This window comes from Arthrobacter citreus (assembly GCF_038405225.1).
GTDB lineage: Bacteria > Actinomycetota > Actinomycetes > Actinomycetales > Micrococcaceae > Arthrobacter_B > Arthrobacter_B citreus_A.
Map to the genome: position 1 here is coordinate 3433104 of NZ_CP151657.1, position 17477 is coordinate 3450580.

Genomic DNA, 17477 nt, shown 5'->3' on the forward strand with positions numbered 1-17477 from the left:
TTGTTTACTATTCCCTTCTCTTACTTTCGTGCACCCAAAAACAGGTGCGCCCCTTTCTTTCGGAGTTTATCGTGCGCTCTTTTAACCTGCCCCTGTCACCTCCCCGTGAAGCATCCGGACTGCCGCAGACCCCAGCGCCAGCGCTGGCTTCCGCTCAGCCGGACCACCCGCCGTCGCCCCGTCCCGTCCCGGTGAAACCACCCTCATCCTGGCGGAAGCTGGCGGCCGGCCTCAACCGCCTGCGTGCATCCTTCGCCCGCGCCGACGCCGTTCACCAGGCCCGGCTGGACAGTGCCTTGAACGGACCGGAACGTCACCTGCTGGTCCGCTACACCTCGTCCATCAAGTAAGACGGGAAGCACGACGGCAAGTCAGAGGGCTGTGTCCGGGAACAAAACCGGGGGAGTTCGCGCTGTACTGCGCGAACTCCCTTTGGCGTGCCGCCGCAGAGGTGATCAGGGCAACCGGCCCCGGAAACCATGCTCTGCCCCGAGGCGTTATAAAGTCGTAAGGGATCCAAACTGCAGCCGGCCAAGAAGGGAGTGCTGTTGCTTCAGGTAAAGCGCGTGGCCATGCTCTCGCTGCATACGTCACCCCTGGAGCAGCCGGGCTCCGGCGATGCCGGCGGAATGAACGTCTACGTCCGCTCGGTGGCCGTTGAACTGGCCCGGTCCGGAGTGGAAGTGGAAATTTTCACGCGTGCCTCCGACCCGCATCAGAAGCCCGTGGTGGAGCTTGCCCCCGGCGTGACCGTCCGGCATGTCAGTGCCGGGCCGCGCCGCAGGATTGCCAAGGAGGCGCTGCCCGGACTCGCCGCGGATCTGGCCTCCGGCGTCACTGACGTCCACCCCTTGTCCGGCGGCCGCCGCTTCGACGTTATCCATTCGCACTACTGGGTGTCCGGAATGGCCGGACTGGCCGTTGCCCGGGCCTGGGACCTGCCCCTGGTCCACACCATGCACACCATGGCGCGGGTGAAGAACCTGCGGCTCCAGCCCGGGGAGACGCCAGAACCCGGGGTGCGGATTGACGGGGAACAGGAGATTGTGGACGGTGCCACCCGGCTCATCGCCAATACCAGCACCGAGGCAGACGAGCTGGAAACCCTGTACGGAGCCGATCCCCTCGAGGTTGACGTTGTGGCTCCGGGCGTGGACCTGCAGATTTTCTCCAGCCGGAATCCCGATGCCGCCCGTGCCCGCCTTGGCGTGCCCCCGGAGGTTTTCCACGTGGTCTTCGCCGGGCGCATCCAGCGTATGAAGGGACCGCAGGTGCTGGTCCGGGCTGCGGCTGAACTGCATGCGCGCCGTCCGGATATTCCGCTGAAGATCAGCATCCTTGGCGCCGGCAGCGGGTCCGAGGTCCTTGACCTGCAGCCGCTGGTCGATTCCCTGGGCCTGCACGCCCAGGTGTCGCTGCATCCGCCGGTGGATGCCCCCGGGCTGGCTGAATGGTTCCGTGCAGCCGACGTGGTGGCGGTGCCGTCCTTCAGCGAGTCCTTCGGACTGGTCGCCCTGGAAGCGCAGGCCTGCGGAACACCCGTCCTGGCGGCTAACGTCGGTGGGCTGCCCAAGGCTGTTGGGCACGGCCGGACCGGGCTGCTGGTGGACGGGCACGACGCCGGCCGGTGGTCCGCCGAACTGGAAAAACTGTACGACGACGCCGGGCTGCGGCGGGCGCTGGGCTACGGCGCCGCCGAACACGCCGCGGCCTTCGGCTGGAAGCGCACCGCATCGCTTACCGCCCGAAGCTACCTGCAGGCCGCACGACAGTTCTCCGCGCAGTCCGTCCGCTGATAGCTTGGACGGTATTCCACCAGTGCCGGTGGAGCACCGTAGGACGGGTACCGGAAGGACCGCATAGATGCGCGCTGCCGCTGACATCTCCAGTGACTTGGAAATCTCCCGCCGGGCGGTGATGAAGCCCGTGACCGATGTTGCCCGGGCCGCCGGCATTCCCGAAGCGGCCCTGGAACTGTACGGCCGTTACAAAGCCAAGATCGACCCGCTGCTGGTGCCGCCCCGGAGCACCCTCGGGCAGGTGGTGCTGGTAACCGCCATGAGCCCCACCCCGGCCGGTGAGGGGAAGTCCACCGTCACCGTGGGGCTGGGGGATGCGCTGGCAAAGGCGGGAGCCAGCACGGTCATCGCCCTGCGCGAGCCGTCACTGGGTCCGGTCCTGGGCCTGAAGGGCGGAGCCACCGGCGGCGGCTACTCCCAAGTGGTGCCGATGGAAGACATCAACCTGCACTTCACCGGGGACTTTCACGCCATTACCACGGCCAACAACGCCCTGACTGCCCTGCTGGACAACCACATCCACCAGGGCAACGAACTGGGCATCGACCCGCGCCGGATCATCTTCCGGCGGGTGATGGACATGAATGACCGATCGCTGCGCAACATCGTGATCGGCCTGGGCGGACCCGCGGAGGGCACCCCGCGCCAGGACGGCTTTGACATCACGGTGGCATCGGAAATCATGGCCGTGTTCTGCCTGGCCCGGGATCTGGCCGACCTGAAGGAACGGCTGGCCCGGATCACCGTGGGGTACACCTACAACCGCAAGCCCGTGACGGTGCGGGACCTCGGCGTGGAGGGTGCCCTGGCGCTGCTGCTGAAGGATGCGGTCAAGCCGAACCTGGTGCAGACCCTTGCCGGCACGCCGGCCCTGATCCACGGTGGCCCGTTCGCCAACATTGCCCACGGCTGCAACTCAGTCATCGCCACGGAGCTGGCGCGCACCGTTGCCGACGTGGTGGTCACCGAGGCGGGTTTTGGTGCTGACCTGGGAGCCGAAAAGTACATGGACATCACGTCGCGGGCAGCTGACGTGGCGCCTGACGCCGTCGTGCTGGTGGCCACCATCAGGGCGCTGAAGATGCACGGCGGCGTGCCCAGGGATGAGCTGGGCAAGGCCAATCCGGAAGCGCTGGAGGCGGGCACCGCCAACCTGCGCCGGCATATTGCGAACATCCGCAAATTTGGCCTCGAGCCGGTGGTGGCCGTGAACGTCTTCAGCACCGACACTCCCGGGGAGATTGAGTGGCTGCTGGACTGGTGCGCCGCCGGGGGCGTGGCGGCAGCCGCCGCTGATGTGTGGGCCGCGGGCGGCGGCGGGGATGGCGGAGACGCCCTGGCCGCTCTGGTCCTGGCCGCCCTGGAAAAACCCGGAGACTTCCGGTACCTGTATCCGCTGGATCTGCCGGTGGAGGAAAAAATCCGCACCGTGGCCAGGGAAATTTACGGGGCCGACGACGTCGAATTCTCCCTCCCGGCGCTGCGCCGGTTGGAGGAGATCAAGGCCGGGGGATGGGACGGGCTGCCGGTCTGCATGGCAAAGACCCAGTACTCGTTCTCGGATGACGCCTCCCTGCTTGGCGCTCCGACCGGATTCACGCTGCACGTGCGGGACCTGATCCTCAAGACCGGGGCCGGCTTCGTGGTCGCGCTCACCGGAGCGGTGATGACCATGCCCGGGTTGCCCAAGGTGCCGGCGGCCCTGCGGATGGACGTCACGGCGGACGGCACGCCGCAGGGGCTCTCTTAGGCACGCCTCTCCGCCGCACCCGAACGAACCGCACGCGAAATGGCAGCAGGTGTCCTTCCCGGCACTGGGAAGGACACCTGCTGCCATCTCGGCGGGCCCGAAGGCCCCGGAGGGGGCGGAGGGGCGGGAGCGGTTAGCGCTCGACCTCGCCGCGGATGAACTGCTCCACCTTTTCCTTGGCAATGTCATCGTTGTACTGCTCCGGCGGGCTCTTCATGAAATAGCTCGACGCCGAGAGGATGGGACCGCCGATGCCGCGGTCCAGCGCGATTTTGGCGGCACGGATGGCGTCGATAATGACGCCTGCGGAGTTGGGGGAGTCCCAGACCTCGAGCTTGTATTCCAGCGACACCGGAGCATCGCCGAAGTTGCGGCCCTCCAACCGGACAAAGGCCCACTTGCGGTCATCCAGCCACGCCACGTAGTCCGAGGGACCGATGTGGACGTCGTCGGCCTTCAGGTCAGCTGACGTGTTGGAGGTGACGGCCTGGGTTTTGGAAATCTTCTTGGACTCCAGCCGCTCGCGCTCGAGCATGTTCTTGAAGTCCATGTTTCCGCCGACATTGAGCTGATAGGTGCGGTCCAGGATGACACCGCGGTCCTCGAACAGCTTGGCCATCACCCGGTGCGTGATGGTGGCGCCGATCTGGCTCTTGATGTCGTCGCCGATGATGGGAACTCCGGCGGCCGTGAACTTGTCCGCCCATTCCTTGGTGCCGGCAATGAACACCGGCAGGGCGTTGACAAAACCGACCCCGGCGTCGATGGCGCACTGGGCATAGAACTTGGCTGCCTGCTCGGAGCCGACGGGCAGGTAGCAGACCATGACGTCAACTTTGTTGTCCCGCAGTGCGGCGACCATGTCCACCGGTTCGGCATCGGATTCCACGATGGTTTCCCGGTAGTACTTGCCCAGGCCGTCGAGGGTATGGCCGCGCTGCACCAGGACACCCGTTTCCGGGACGTCGGCAATTTTGATGGTGTTGTTCTCGCTGGCGCCAATCGCCTCGGCCAGATCGAGTCCAACCTTTTTGCCGTCGACGTCGAAGGCCGCCACGAACTGCACGTCATTGACGTGGTAGTCGCCGAACTTGACGTGCATGAGGCCGGGAACGGTCAACTCCGGGTCGGCGTCCCGGTAGTACTGGACGCCCTGGACCAGGGAAGCTGCACAGTTTCCGACACCGACGATTGCGACCCGAATGGGGTTCTTTGCCACGGTTCTCCTTTGAAGACAAAAATTTTCCCGTGCCGCTCCGGACGCGGCAGGACCGGCCCAGTCTACGGCCTCAAACCCGCGGTTATGTGTGTGGCATCACAAGCCCGGAAGGACGGGGGCCTGAGGTCCCATCCCCGGATGGTCCCGAACCCCGGGATCACGGTGAACCAAAAGGCGGAATAATGCCCGTGTTAGTTTCGAGGTATGAAACGCAAACCCGGAATGACGGTAATCCTGGTTGCCGCGCTGCTGATCCTCGCGTGGAATACGCCCATCCCGCCGGCTGTCGGCGTTCCTGCCGCAGTGGCCCTTTTCCTGGGAGTTTTCATCCTCGTCGTGGTCCGGTCGGTTCAGCGCGTCCGGAGGGACCAGGCCCGCTAGCCGCGCGGCTCGGCAGCGCGCGGCAGGCACCGGCGGCATACTGGTAGTCATGGAGCCCAAGCCCAGGCGCCGGCCGCTGCGAATAGTGGTGCCCAGCCGCAACGATCCGCTGCTCAAGACCCTGACCGAGGGCATCGGCGGTCCCCTGGGACGGCACACGTCGCCGGGAATTGTCACCCCCGGGTTCTTCACCGTGGAACGGGTGCTGATTCTGCTCACCACCGTGGCCGCCCTGCTGGCGGTGCTGGTGAAAAATCCGTGCCGGGCCAATGGCTGGAGCACACCGGGCCACTTCTATCAGGCCTGCTATTCGGACTGGCCCGTGCTGTTCGACGAGCGGGGGCTGGCAGACGGCGTGTTTCCCTTCCTGACGCCGGGCTACGCGTTTGAGTACCCGGTGCTGCTGGGACTGCTCGCCGGAGCCGTTGCCCTGTTCGTTCCGGGCGATGGTGTCACGCCGGAGCGTGCGCTGGCCTATTTCGACATTAACGCCGCCCTCGCGGTGCTGGCCTGGATCGCAACCGTCACCGCAACGCTGCGGATGACCAACCGGCGGCCGTGGGACGCCGCCATGGTGGCGCTGGCCCCGGCCATGATCCTTTCCGTGTTCATCAACTGGGACGTCTGGGCCGTGCTCCTGGCTGCGCTGGGCATGCTGGCCTTTGCCCGCAGCAGGCCCGTCCTGGCCGGAGTCTGCCTGGGCCTTGGCACGGCGCTGAAGCTGTACCCGGTGCTGATCCTGGGAGCGGTGCTGGTCCTCGCCCTCCGCACGATGCGCCTGCGCCCGGCGTTCCAGGCGTTCGGCGGGGCGGCCGCGGCGTGGCTGGCGGTGAACGTTCCGTTCATGATCTTCGATTTCACCGGCTGGAAGTTCTTCCTGGACTTCACCGGGGACCGTCCGGCGGGGTTCTCTTCGGGATGGTACGTCTGGAACATCATGGCCGGACGGATCGGCCGTGCGGAGGCCGGACCGGAGTTCATCAATTTCTGGGCCTACTTCCTGTTTGCCGCGGCGTGCGCCGGCATCGCCGTGCTGGCACTTGCGGCACCCCGCCGGCCCCGGCTGGCGCAGCTGGCGTTCCTGATCGTGGCGGCCTTCGTGCTCACCAACAAGGTCTATTCACCCCAGTTTGTCCTGTGGCTTATCCCGCTCGTGGCCCTCGCCCGGCCCCGGTGGACCGACTTCCTGGTGTGGCAGTTCTTTGAGGTGATGCACTGGTGGGCGGTATGGATGTACCTGGGGGCGGTGACCTCCGGGGGAGAACCCCGGAACAACATTGACGCGGCGTACTATGCCTGGGCGGTGGCCGGACACATGGCGGCCACCGCCTGGCTCATGAGCCGGGTCATCAGCGACATTCTTTTCCCCGCCGGAGATCCGGTCCGCCGGCTTGATGTCGACGACCCGCAGGGCGGCCCCTTTGACCATGCACCGGACCGGTTCCGGCTCGGGCACAGGATGCGGGCGGGCGGTTTCCGCTCCGCCCGCATCCGCTCGGGCGGCAACAAAAGCGCGGCACAGAAAGCAGGAAACCCATGACTGACGTTTCAGTGGTCGGAGCCGGGCCCAACGGGCTGGCCGCGGCGGTGATCATGGCCCGCGCCGGGCTGTCGGTGCGGGTGTTCGAAGCAGGACCCACGGCAGGCGGCGGGAGCCGGACCAAGGAACTGCTTGAACCGGGCCACCGGTACGACGTCTGTTCAGCGGTTCACCCCATGGCCCTGGCCTCGCCCTTTTTCCGCGAATTTGGCTTGGCGGACCGGATCCGGCTCACCGTTCCGGACATTTCCTACGCCCATCCCCTCGACGGCGGGGACGCCGGCCTGGCCTACCGGGATTTGGACCGCACGGCCGCGGAGCTGGGGGCCGACGGCGGGGCCTTCCGCCGCCTGATGCTGCCCCTGACGGAGCGCAGCGAAGACATCACAAAGCTGCTCATGTCGCCGCTGGTGCGCGGGTACCGCGAGCCGGCGGCAGCGCTCGCCTTTGGCCGCGCCGCCCTGGAGCAGGGCACCCGGCTGTGGAACCGGCGGTTCAGCGGAGAAAAGGCCCCGGCGCTCCTGACCGGAGTGGCCGCGCACCCCGTGGGCCGCATGCCGTCGCTGCCTTCGGCCGGCGGCGGCCTGCTGCTGTCACTGCTGGCGCACACCGTGGGCTGGCCCATCCCGGAGGGCGGCTCGCAGGCCATCGCGGATGCCATGGTTCTGGACCTGCAGGCACATGGCGGGGAACTTGTGACCGGACACCGGGTGGCATCGCTGAAGGAAGTGCGCGATTCCAGGACCGTGCTGCTCGACGTTTCCCCGGCCACCCTCCTGGATCTGGCCGGTCCGGACCTGCCGCGCCCCTATGCTCGGGCGCTGGAGCACTTCCGTTACGGCAATGCCGCCTGCAAAGTGGACTTCATCCTTTCCGGTCCGGTGCCGTGGGCCAATGCTGAAGTCCACCGGGCGGGCACCGTGCACCTGGGCGGCACCCGCGCCGAGCTGGCCCGGGCGGAGGCACAGGTGGCCGCCGGGCGGCACCCGGACCGGCCCTACGTCCTGCTGTCCCAGCCCAGCAGTTTTGATTCCTCCCGCGCACCGGCGGGCCGCCACGTCCTGTGGACCTACTGTCACGTTCCGGCCGGATCAACCCGGGATATGACCGAAGCGGTCACCGCACAAATCGAGCGTTTTGCACCCGGCTTCCGGGACGTCGTCGTACGCTCCCAGGGAACGACGGCGGCGGACCTGGAGCGCTACAACGAAAATTATGTGGGCGGAGACTTCGGGGGAGGGGCAGTAAACCTGTGGCAGATGGCGGCGCGGCCCATACCCGCGCTGAATCCCTGGCGGACGCCGCTGCCGGGGGTGTACCTGTGCTCGGCCTCCACTCCGCCCGGCCCCGGCGTTCATGGCATGGGAGGGCGCCACGCGGCGGAACTGGCACTGCGGCGTGACCACGGACTGGCAGTTCCGGATCTCGGCCCGGGAACTTAACCGCGGCCACAGCCGTGGACCCTCGCAGGGGATGGAGCGCGGGAGCTTGTATCTTTAAGTCCGACGCAAGGCGCTCAGGCTCTGCAGGGGGAATGGACAACATGGAAAACCAGGACAACGGGTTTTCGGGGAACCCGGAGACCCTTGATCTGCCTGCCGAGCCCGGCCGCCGGCACCCGCAGTGGTGGCTGGCGCTGCAGTCGGCGCTGATTGCCTATGGCTTGACCCTGGGGGCCGCGCTGGTGACCATGGCTCTCCTGGTCCTGGGGTTCTTCCTGGGCGGCACCGGAGCGCTGAACGGCATGAATGATTCCGCCGGAACCATGGGCGCCAGGCTTGACGGCCCCTCGGCGCTGCTGATCTATCCGTTTTTCCTCGCCGCCATGGCCCTGGGCGGAACACCTGTTTTGACGATATCCGCCGCCGGGTATGCCAACCTTCCGGCCCCGCTGGTCAGCATCTGGGTCGGTGCCCTTCCCCTGCTCCTGACAGCGGTTGCGCTCACTGCACTGTGGCGGCGGGGCCGCCGGGCCGAACGCAGGGAAGGGTTGGCTTCGGAGTGGCACCGCTGGCTGTATTCGGCGCTGACCGGTCTGGGCCTGGCCGCGGTGTCCGTGCTCATGAGCCTGCTGATGTCACTGCGCGAGGACACCGAGGCCGGCGCCATGTTCCTGACCGCGGCTTCACCGGGCCTGGTGGCCGGTGCCGTGCTGATGGGCACCCTGGCCACCTGGGCGGGGCGGAAAAACGGAACCGGAACCGCGCCGCGCTGGATAACGCGGATCGAACAGTTCCTGCCGGGAATCCGCACCGGGCTGCGGGTTGCGGGCGGCCATTACCTGGCTTATACGGCCGTGGCCGGAACCGCTCTGCTGGTCACAGGGCTGGTGAAGGGCGGCGTGGCCGTGGCCTTTGCTTCGCCGCTGTGGCTGCCCACCGCGGCGGGCTGGGCGTACGGGCTGGGTCATCTGTCCGCCGTGAGTGAGCACGGGCTGCCCGCTGCCGCGAACCTTCCGGGTTCCATCGGGGACCTGCCGGCGTGGGCCAGCGCTGCGGCCGGGGTCCTGAGCCTCCTGCTGGCGGCGGCGGCATCCGTGGCGTGGTACCTGGCGCGGAACCGCCAGCCCCAGGTTCTTGCCCGGTTTTCCTCCTGGCTGACCCTGCCGGCGGCCTTTGGGCTTGCCGGGGCGGCCGTGTCCATTCTCAGCGTCCTCGTTACCGGCCAGACGTTTGCCGGCGGCGGGCGGGGAGTGGATCTTGGCGCCGCCGGACCGGTTCCCTGGACCTTCCTCGTGATGGCGGCGTGGGGTTTGGTGATCGAGGCCGGTGCCCGCACGATGGCAGGCCACGTGGCGCATCTCGTGCCGGCGCGGGTGTCCGCACGGCTGACCCGTTCCGCCGGCAACTGAGCACCCGGGCAGGGGAGGCACGGCTCAATCCCTTGCGCTCCCGGCCGGGCCGTGGGGAACTGGGAACAGGAGGTTTGCCATGACCGAGCACCTGAACAATCACCACCGGGACACCCTGGACCGGATCCTGCGGCATCCCACGAGCTCAAACATTGAGTGGAAGGACGTGGTGTCCCTGCTGGATGCGGTGGCCGACACGACCCGGGAGCACAACGGCAAATACGAGGTCACCCTCGCCGGCCAGACGGATTTTCTGGAGCCGCCCCGGGGGAAAGACATAGACGAGCAGACGGTGGTGGATCTGCGGCGAATCCTGACCCGCGCCGGGTACACCCCGGACACCAAGTAGGAGCTGCCCGGAAACCCGGACAGCCGGGGCAACCCGGACAGCCGGGGCAGCCCGGACAGCCGGGGCAGCCCGGCGGCAGGCTGCCCCGGCTCGTGTCCGTGTAGACCGGCGTGCGGACTATTCGACGGTGAGTTCACCCATCCGAGACCAGTCCTCACCGTCGATCGTCGTGTTGATGATCTTGGGCGTCTCCACCAGTGCCTGCACCATGTCCTTCATGGCCTGCTGGAAGTGGTCGCTCTGGACATGGGCGGCAGCGGCGTCGTCCTTGAAGGCCTCAACCAGGACAAACTCGTTGGGGTTTTCCAGGCTGCGGGACCAGTCGAACCACAGGTTGCCGGGCTCGGCACGGGTTGCGGCGGTGAAATCGGCGGTCAGCTCGGGCCAGCGGTCTGTCCATTCCGGCTTGACGTTGAATTTGACGGTTATGAAGATCACGGGTGCTCCTGATGGTTGGACCTAGTGCGGATCTTCATCGTAGGCAGATGGCGGCGGCCCCTGTCCATGCGGGCCCGGCATGCGGCGGCAGGCCACCGGATGGGAGGATGGGAGCGTGGCTCACCTCGACGTATCCAACATTGACTACTTCCTCTCCGACGGCCGGCAGCTGCTCAACGGCGTCAGCTTCAAGGTGGGGGACGGGCACAAGACTGCCCTGATCGGCCCCAACGGCACCGGAAAGACCACGCTGCTGCGGATTATCGCGGAGGACATCAAGGCCGATGAAGGCACGGTGTCCAAGTCCGGAACCATGGGCATCATGCGGCAGTTTGTGGGCCAGGTCCGCGATGACAGCACTGTCCGTGACCTCCTGGTTTCGGCTGCTCCGCCCGCGCTCGCGGCCGCCGCCAAGGCCGTGGACGAGGCTGAACTGGCCATGATGGAGCACGACGACGAACCCACCCAGATGCGCTACGCCACGGCCATCGCGGACTGGGGCGATGCCGGCGGCTACGAGCAGGAGACAGTCTGGGACGAAGTCACCATGGCCGCGCTCGGCATGCCCTTTGACCGGGCCCAGTACCGCAGGGCCTCCACCCTTTCCGGCGGAGAGCAGAAGCGCCTGGTCCTGGAGGCACTGTTCTCCGGCCCCGACGAGCTGCTGCTGCTCGATGAACCGGACAACTACCTGGACGTTCCCGGAAAGCGCTGGCTGGAAGCCAAACTGGCCGAATCCAAGAAGTCGGTGCTGTTCGTCAGCCACGACCGGGAGCTGCTGGATAACGCCGCCACCCGCATCGTCACCCTGGAGCCGGGCATCAACGGCGCCTCCGCCTGGATCCACGGCGGGGGTTTCAGCAGCTACGTCACGGCACGCGAGGACCGCAATGCCCGGTTCGAGGAACTGCGCCGCCGCTGGGACGAGGAGCACCTGAAGCTCAAGGAACTCGTCAACATGTACAAGAACAAGGCGGCCTTCCGCTCCGACATGGCCAACCGCTACCAGGCCGCCCAGACCCGGCTGGCGAAGTTCCTCGAGGCGGGCCCGCCCGAAGCGCTGCCCATCGAACAGAACGTGAAGATGCGGCTGCGCGGCGGACGGACAGCCAAGCGCGCCGTCGTCGCGCAGAAGCTGGAACTGACCGGCCTCATGAAGCCCTTTAGCACCGAAATCTGGTTCGGCGACCGGGTGGGTGTGCTCGGCTCCAACGGTTCCGGCAAGTCCCACTTCCTGCGGCTGCTGGCAGCCGGCGGCACCGATCCGGAGAAGGAACACGAACCGGTGTCCGAGGTGGAGATCGTGCCGGTCCCGCACGAGGGATCGGTGAAGCTCGGCGCCAGGATCCGGCCCGGCTTCTTCGCGCAGACCATGATGCGCCCGGACCTGCTGGGCAAAACCCTGCTGGACATCCTGCACCGCGGTGATGACCACCGCTCAGGCCTTGGCCGCGAGGCCGCGGCCGGAGCCCTGGACCGTTACGGGCTGGCGGCCTCCTCGGAGCAGAAATACGATTCGTTGTCCGGCGGGCAGCAGGCCCGGCTGCAGATCCTGCTCCTGGAACTCTCCGGCGCCACGCTGCTGCTGCTCGATGAACCGACCGACAACCTGGACCTGCACTCGGCCGAGGCCCTGGAAAAGGCCATCGACGCCTTTGAAGGCACCGTGCTGGCCGTGACCCACGACCGCTGGTTCGCCCGCAGCTTCGACCGGTTCCTGGTGTTCGGCTCGGACGGAAAGGTCTACGAATCCGAGACCCCGGTCTGGGATGAAAAGCGTGTGGTCCGCGCCCGGTAGACCCCGGGTTGTTTCGCCCTGCGGGGCTGTATGAGAAGACCCGGTTTCCCTTTGCGGCGCCAACCCCTGCACACTATAGGCGTGAAGACCTCCCTGGACCGTGCCCTGATATCCGTCTTCGTGGTTTTTGGCCTCAACGGCCTCATTTTCGCCAGTTGGGCCGCCCGGATCCCGGCGGCCGCCGAATCCCTCGGCATTGGTGCCGCCGGGGTCGGGATCCTGCTGCTGTTTTCGGCCGTCGGATCCGTGTGTTCGCTGCCGCTGGCCGGATCCATCGCCCTGCGGATCGGCACCGCCGGTGCCGTGCGCGCCGGCGGGCTGGCGGCGTCGGCCGCATCGCTGATCATTGCCGCATCCCTGTTCTGGCCCAACATCCCGCTGGCAGCCGGCGGCCTGCTGCTGTTCGGCGCCGGCATTGGCCTCTGGGACGTGGCCATGAACCTGGAAGGCGCGGAAGTGGAACGGCACCTCGGACGCACCGTGATGCCCAAGTTCCACGCGGCCTTCAGCGGTGGCGCCTTTGTGGGCGCCATGCTCGGCGCGGTGCTCTCCGCGCTGGGAATCTCCCTGTCCCTGCACCTGCTGGGCATCGTGGTGGTCGCCGCGGGGCTGGTGCTGGCAGTGCCGCGCAATTTCCTGCCCGACCCGGTCCCGGTGCACGGCGACGGCGCAGCCGCCACCGCTCCCCGGTCGCGGTTCGCCGCGTGGAAGGAGGGACGCACGCTGCTGATCGGCGTCGTGGTCCTGGGCGCGGCCCTGACCGAGGGCGCAGCCAATGACTGGGTGGCAAAGGCCACCGTTGACGGGCTGGGAGCCAGCGAATCCGCGGGCGCCATCATGTTCGGCGTCTTCGTCGCGGCCATGACCGCCACCCGCTGGATGGGAGGCCGTTTGATCGACCGGCTGGGACGGGTCCCGGCCCTGCGGATCTGCATGAGCGCCTCACTGGTGGGGCTGCTCCTCTTTGTCCTGGCGCCCAATCTGGTGCTGGCCGGCATTGGAGCGGTCCTGTGGGGGATCGGTGCGGCCCTGGGGTTCCCCATGGGAATGTCCGCCGCAGGCGAGGACCCGGCCCACGCGGCCAGCCGCGTCTCGGTGGTGTCAACCATTGGCTACACGGCGTTCTTTGTGGGTCCGCCGGTGCTGGGTTTCGTGGGCGAACTCTGGGGTGTCCGCAACGCGCTCCTGCTCGTGGGAGCGGCCATGCTGCTGTCCATCCTGGTGGCCCCTGCCGCAGCCGAACAGAAAAAGGTCTCCGAGGCGGCTTCCTAGCCGCCGGAGTTCCGGGCCGCTTCCTGGGTGCCGCTTCGCCGCCGGGCAGCGGGGCCGCCGGGGCAGCGGGAGGCGGGCACGGCCGCGCGCTGGCGGTGGATGAAAAACCAGCGGACCGGATGTGTCCGCAATGGGGCTACCGGGGCGGCGGTGGCGGGTCTATCTTCGACCAATGTTTAATTCACCAAGCCCTCCTGCCCAAAACCGCGGTTCCGGCTCGCCGCTGATCGAGGCGCGCGGAGTCAGCAAAGTCTACAAATCCAAGTCCGGGCCGGTTCACGCACTGGACGGCCTGAATATTTCTGTTCCCGAAGGCACCGTCATGGCCCTGCTGGGTCCGAACGGGGCCGGAAAAACCACGGCCGTGAAGGTCCTGACCACCCTCATCAAGCCCGACGCCGGTGTCCTGACCATTGACGGCATCGACGTGCTGGACAGCCCCAAGGAAGTCCGCCGGATCATTGGTGTTTCCGGCCAGTATGCTGCGGTGGACGAGAACCTGACCGGTACTGAAAACCTGCGGATGGTGGGCCGGCTGTACCACCTCCCGGACCGGCAGGCCCGTGCCCGGGCCGCCGAGCTCATTGACATGTTTGAGCTGACCGAGGCCGGAAACCGGCCGGTCAAGGGATATTCCGGCGGCATGCGCCGGCGCCTGGACCTGGCCGGTGCGCTGGTTAACAGCCCCCGGGTACTGTTCCTCGACGAGCCGACCACCGGCCTTGACCCGCGCAGCCGACTCGCCCTGTGGCAGGTGATCAAGGGCCTGGTGGCCGGAGGCACCACGCTGCTGCTGACCACGCAGTACCTGGAGGAAGCCGACCAGCTGGCGGACACCGTGGCGGTCATCGACCGCGGGGCCGTCATCGCCGAAGGCACCTCGGACCAGCTGAAGTCCCTGATTGGCGGCCACAGCGTGGCCGTGGCCCTGGTGGACGGAAACGACGCCGGGGCGGCGCAGGAGATCCTTGCCCGCCACGGTTCGGGCGAGCCGCACACCGCGGATGACGGCCGCACGCTGGAAGTCACCGTCCAGAACGGACCGGCCTCGCTGCAGCTCGTCCTGGCGGACCTGCAGGCGCGCGGGATAGAGCTGCACGACGCCGGCATCCGCCGTCCAACCCTCGATGACGTGTTCCTGCAGCTGACCGGCCGCCCCGCCGAGGAGGATCCGGCAACCGGAGCCACCGAAGGCGCAGAAGACAAGGAAGGAGTCCGCCGATGACCGCCGCAACCACCCGGCTGCCCGCTGCGGGGACCGGAGGAAAGTCAGCCGCAGCCAACTGGGCCGGGGACGGCTGGACCGTTACCTGGCGAAACCTGATCAAGATCAAGCGGTCTCCGGACATGATTATCTTCGCGGTCTTGCAGCCCATCATGTTTGTGCTGCTGTTCAGCCAGGTTTACGGAGGATCGATCTCCGTGGCCGGGACAGACTACACGCAGTACCTCATGGCCGGCATCTTTGCCCAGACAGTGGTCTTCGGATCCACGTTTTCCGGCGCAGCCATGGCGCAGGACCTCAAGGAAGGCATTGTGGACCGGTTCCGAACCCTGCCGATGAGTCCGTCCGCGGTGCTGATCGGGCGGACCAACTCCGACCTGGTGCTCAACGCCATCTCCATGCTCATCATGATGGCAACGGGACTGCTGGTGGGCTGGCGGGTCAACACCTCCTTCTCCTCCTTCCTGGCGGCGGTTGGACTGCTGCTGCTTTTCTCCTACGCCTTCAGCTGGGTCATGGCCCTGCTCGGCATGACGGTCCGGACACCGGAAACGATCAACAATGCCTCCTTCATGATCCTGTTTCCCATCACCTTCATTTCCAATGCGTTTGTGCAGAGCTCCACCCTGCCAACCCCGCTGCGGATCTTCGCTGAATGGAACCCGGTTTCCGCGCTGGTCCAGGCGGCCCGGGAGTTGTTCGGCAACCTTGGCAACACACCGGTTCCCGACACCTGGCCCATGCAGCATGCGGTGGCCACCGTGCTGATCGGATCGGTGGTGATGCTGCTCATTTTTGTTCCGCTTGCCGTGCGGAAGTTTGAGTCGGTGAGTTCCCGCTAGGAACCCCAGGCCCCAAGATGGAGACACCAAGTGTGAGGACACACCATGATTGAGGCACGCGAACTCACCAAGCGCTTTGGCGAGAAGACCGCCGTCGACGGCGTTACCTTTTCGGTCCCGCCGGGCAAGGTCACCGGATTCCTTGGACCGAACGGTGCCGGAAAATCAACGACCATGAGGATGATTGTTGGGCTGGACCATCCCACCGGCGGAACGGTGACGGTCAACGGTAAGCCGTATGCCGGGCACCGGTCCCCCCTGCACGAGGTGGGTGCCCTGCTGGAGGCGAAGGCAGTCCACCCCAAACGCACTGCCTACAACCATCTACGGGCTCTCGCCGCCACCGAAGGCATTTCCTCCGCCCGCGTCAACGAGGTCATCGAACTCACGGGCCTTGGATCGGCGGCGCGGAAACGGGTCGGCGGGTATTCGCTGGGCATGGGGCAGCGGCTGGGCATCGCCGTCGCACTGCTGGGGGACCCGCACACCCTGATCCTGGATGAGCCCGTCAATGGACTGGATCCGGAAGGCGTGAAATGGGTACGCTTCCTGGTCCGGGGACTGGCAGCTGAAGGCCGTACCGTCTTCATCTCCTCCCACCTGATGAGCGAGATGGCGGTGACCGCCGATCACCTGATCGTGATCGGCCGCGGCCGGATCCTGGCCGATGCCCCCATCGGGGATGTGCTGGCCGGGAGCCAGCAGGAGCGTGTCCTGGTGCGCACCGACGACGCTGCCGGCTTGGCTGCCGCCGTCGGCTCGCCCGGAGTGGAAGTGCGCCGACCGGCGGCGGATCAGCTGGAGATTCTGGGCCTGACGTCCAGGAGCATTGCGGAAACAGCAAGTTCCCGTGGAATCCTCCTGACGGAACTCACCCCGCAGCAGGTCTCCTTGGAGGACGCCTACATGGAGTTGACCGGCGGAGAGGTCGAGTACCAGTCACGCCACATCAACCCGTCATCCGATTCCCTCCCGGCCGAGGAAGGACAACAGGCATGAGTGCAGCAGCAGCCCCCGCCGCGCAGGAGCCCCGCACTTCCGGATCCCGCCGGATCACCTTTCCGCGCGTGCTGCGCTCCGAATTGATCAAGACCGCCACCGTGCCCTCCACCGTCATCCTGCTGGCAGTGAGCTTCGCGGTGATGGTTGGGCTCGGCGCCCTGGTTGCCTGGGGAACGGTACAGCTGGTGAATGACCCGGCGGCTGGCCCGCCCGGAGGTTTCGGCACATCAGCGCAGAGCCTGGCCCACGACATCCCGGCATCCGGGCTGCCCTTCGGCCAGCTGCTGATCGCCTCGCTGGCGGTGGTGCTGATTGGATCCGAGTACACCACCGGCATGATCCGCTCCACCATGGTGGCCGTACCCACCCGCACGCCGGCGCTGCTGGCCAAGACCCTCGTGATTGCGGTCATTTCCTTCATCCTGGGCGTCCTGGCAGCCTTCGTCACTTATTTGGTGGCGCAGCCGATACTGTCCGGGTCCGGTCTGGATTTCGGGCTGGATGCGGAGGGGGTGCTGCCCTCCATCATCAATACCGGCACGGTGCTGGCACTGATCGCGGTCATGGGCGTGGCCATCGGTGCCCTGCTGCGCAGCACGGCCGGGGGAGTGGTGACCCTGGTGGGAGCGCTTTTTGTGCTGCCAATTATTACCGGGCTGCTTTCAGGCCTGGCGGATTGGGTGGTGGACGCCGAACGCTTCCTGCCCAGCAGTGCCTCTTCGGCACTGGTGGCCACCCGGGTTGCCCCGGAGGCATTCAACCAGGCCGAAGGTGGTCTCATTCTTGCGGGCTGGGCCGTGGTGCTGCTGGCAGGCGCCGTCGTCGTTCTTAAGAAGCGGGACATCTGACTACGTCGGACCGTGGCGGCGCACGCCTGGATAGAGACCGTGGCGGCGCACGCCTGAACAGAGTCAGGGTCCTCCCTGAGTCATCCTGGGGGAGGACCCGGAAAAGTACCGAACTCATCCTCTGGGACGGTGTCTTCGATCGTGCTCTCCCCTAGGGTGGAGG

The 17477-nt window shown here is 66.8% G+C and carries 16 protein-coding genes; 14 read left to right on the forward strand and 2 right to left on the reverse strand.

Annotated features, from left to right (window positions below):
* Positions 1-71: 71 nt before the first annotated feature.
* The 3 genes from AAE021_RS15890 to AAE021_RS15900 all read left to right on the forward strand — a co-directional run bounded on the left by AAE021_RS15890 (position 72) and on the right by AAE021_RS15900 (position 3549).
* On the forward strand, positions 72-350 hold the full coding sequence (locus tag AAE021_RS15890) for a hypothetical protein (RefSeq protein ID WP_342023266.1): 279 nt from the start codon (positions 72-74) through the stop codon (positions 348-350).
* 198 nt (positions 351-548) lie between these two features.
* The gene (gene mshA, locus AAE021_RS15895) at positions 549-1796 is read left to right on the forward strand and encodes a D-inositol-3-phosphate glycosyltransferase (protein WP_342023267.1); all 1248 of its coding nucleotides are present in this window, start codon (positions 549-551) and stop codon (positions 1794-1796) included.
* 67 nt (positions 1797-1863) lie between these two features.
* Complete coding sequence (locus AAE021_RS15900) at positions 1864-3549, forward strand: formate--tetrahydrofolate ligase (RefSeq protein WP_342023268.1); 1686 nt, start codon at positions 1864-1866, stop codon at positions 3547-3549.
* Positions 3550-3682: 133 nt separating this feature from the next.
* On the opposite strand, the gene AAE021_RS15905 is transcribed toward AAE021_RS15900, so the two are convergent.
* Entirely contained in the window at positions 3683-4768 is a 1086-nt protein-coding gene (locus AAE021_RS15905; protein WP_342023269.1) for an inositol-3-phosphate synthase, read from the reverse strand.
* A 204-nt stretch (positions 4769-4972) separates the two neighbouring features.
* On the opposite strand from AAE021_RS15905, the gene AAE021_RS15910 reads away from it, so the two are divergent.
* The 5 genes from AAE021_RS15910 (at position 4973) to AAE021_RS15930 (ending at position 9889) form a co-directional block, all read left to right on the forward strand.
* Positions 4973-5149, forward strand: a complete 177-nt coding sequence (locus AAE021_RS15910) for a hypothetical protein (protein WP_342023271.1) — start codon at positions 4973-4975, stop codon at positions 5147-5149.
* A 49-nt stretch (positions 5150-5198) separates the two neighbouring features.
* Positions 5199-6689: a glycosyltransferase family 87 protein gene (locus AAE021_RS15915; RefSeq protein WP_342023272.1), complete on the forward strand. Its 1491-nt coding sequence runs from the start codon at positions 5199-5201 to the stop codon at positions 6687-6689.
* Positions 6686-8131, forward strand: a complete 1446-nt coding sequence (locus tag AAE021_RS15920; protein ID WP_342023273.1) for an NAD(P)/FAD-dependent oxidoreductase — start codon at positions 6686-6688, stop codon at positions 8129-8131. Before AAE021_RS15915 ends, AAE021_RS15920 begins: the two co-directional genes overlap by 4 nt.
* A gap of 101 nt (positions 8132-8232) precedes the next feature.
* Complete coding sequence (locus AAE021_RS15925) at positions 8233-9540, forward strand: hypothetical protein (RefSeq protein WP_342023274.1); 1308 nt, start codon at positions 8233-8235, stop codon at positions 9538-9540.
* Positions 9541-9619: 79 nt separating this feature from the next.
* A complete protein-coding gene (locus AAE021_RS15930; RefSeq protein ID WP_342023275.1) occupies positions 9620-9889 on the forward strand; it encodes a hypothetical protein in 270 nt (89 codons plus the stop codon).
* 117 nt (positions 9890-10006) lie between these two features.
* Here AAE021_RS15930 and AAE021_RS15935 read toward each other — a convergent pair whose 3' ends face one another.
* Positions 10007-10327 carry a putative quinol monooxygenase gene (locus tag AAE021_RS15935; protein WP_342023276.1) on the reverse strand — a complete coding sequence of 107 codons (321 nt, stop codon included), beginning with the start codon at positions 10325-10327 and terminating at the stop codon, positions 10007-10009.
* Between the two features lie 115 nt (positions 10328-10442).
* Between AAE021_RS15935 and AAE021_RS15940 the strand changes: the two genes are divergently transcribed.
* The 6 genes from AAE021_RS15940 to AAE021_RS15965 all read left to right on the forward strand — a co-directional run bounded on the left by AAE021_RS15940 (position 10443) and on the right by AAE021_RS15965 (position 17314).
* On the forward strand, positions 10443-12125 hold the full coding sequence (locus AAE021_RS15940; protein WP_342023277.1) for an ABC-F family ATP-binding cassette domain-containing protein: 1683 nt from the start codon (positions 10443-10445) through the stop codon (positions 12123-12125).
* An 81-nt stretch (positions 12126-12206) separates the two neighbouring features.
* A complete protein-coding gene (locus AAE021_RS15945) occupies positions 12207-13397 on the forward strand; it encodes an MFS transporter (RefSeq protein ID WP_342023278.1) in 1191 nt (396 codons plus the stop codon).
* Positions 13398-13569: 172 nt separating this feature from the next.
* On the forward strand, positions 13570-14622 hold the full coding sequence (locus tag AAE021_RS15950) for an ATP-binding cassette domain-containing protein (protein ID WP_342023279.1): 1053 nt from the start codon (positions 13570-13572) through the stop codon (positions 14620-14622).
* A complete protein-coding gene (locus tag AAE021_RS15955) occupies positions 14619-15464 on the forward strand; it encodes an ABC transporter permease (RefSeq protein WP_342023280.1) in 846 nt (281 codons plus the stop codon). Before AAE021_RS15950 ends, AAE021_RS15955 begins: the two co-directional genes overlap by 4 nt.
* Positions 15465-15509: 45 nt before the next feature.
* The gene (locus tag AAE021_RS15960) at positions 15510-16463 is read left to right on the forward strand and encodes an ABC transporter ATP-binding protein (RefSeq protein WP_342023281.1); all 954 of its coding nucleotides are present in this window, start codon (positions 15510-15512) and stop codon (positions 16461-16463) included.
* Positions 16460-17314 (forward strand): ABC transporter permease, encoded by an 855-nt coding sequence (locus tag AAE021_RS15965; RefSeq protein WP_342023282.1) that lies wholly within the window; start codon positions 16460-16462, stop codon positions 17312-17314. The genes AAE021_RS15960 and AAE021_RS15965 overlap by 4 nt, the downstream gene beginning before the upstream one ends.
* Positions 17315-17477: the final 163 nt, after the last annotated feature.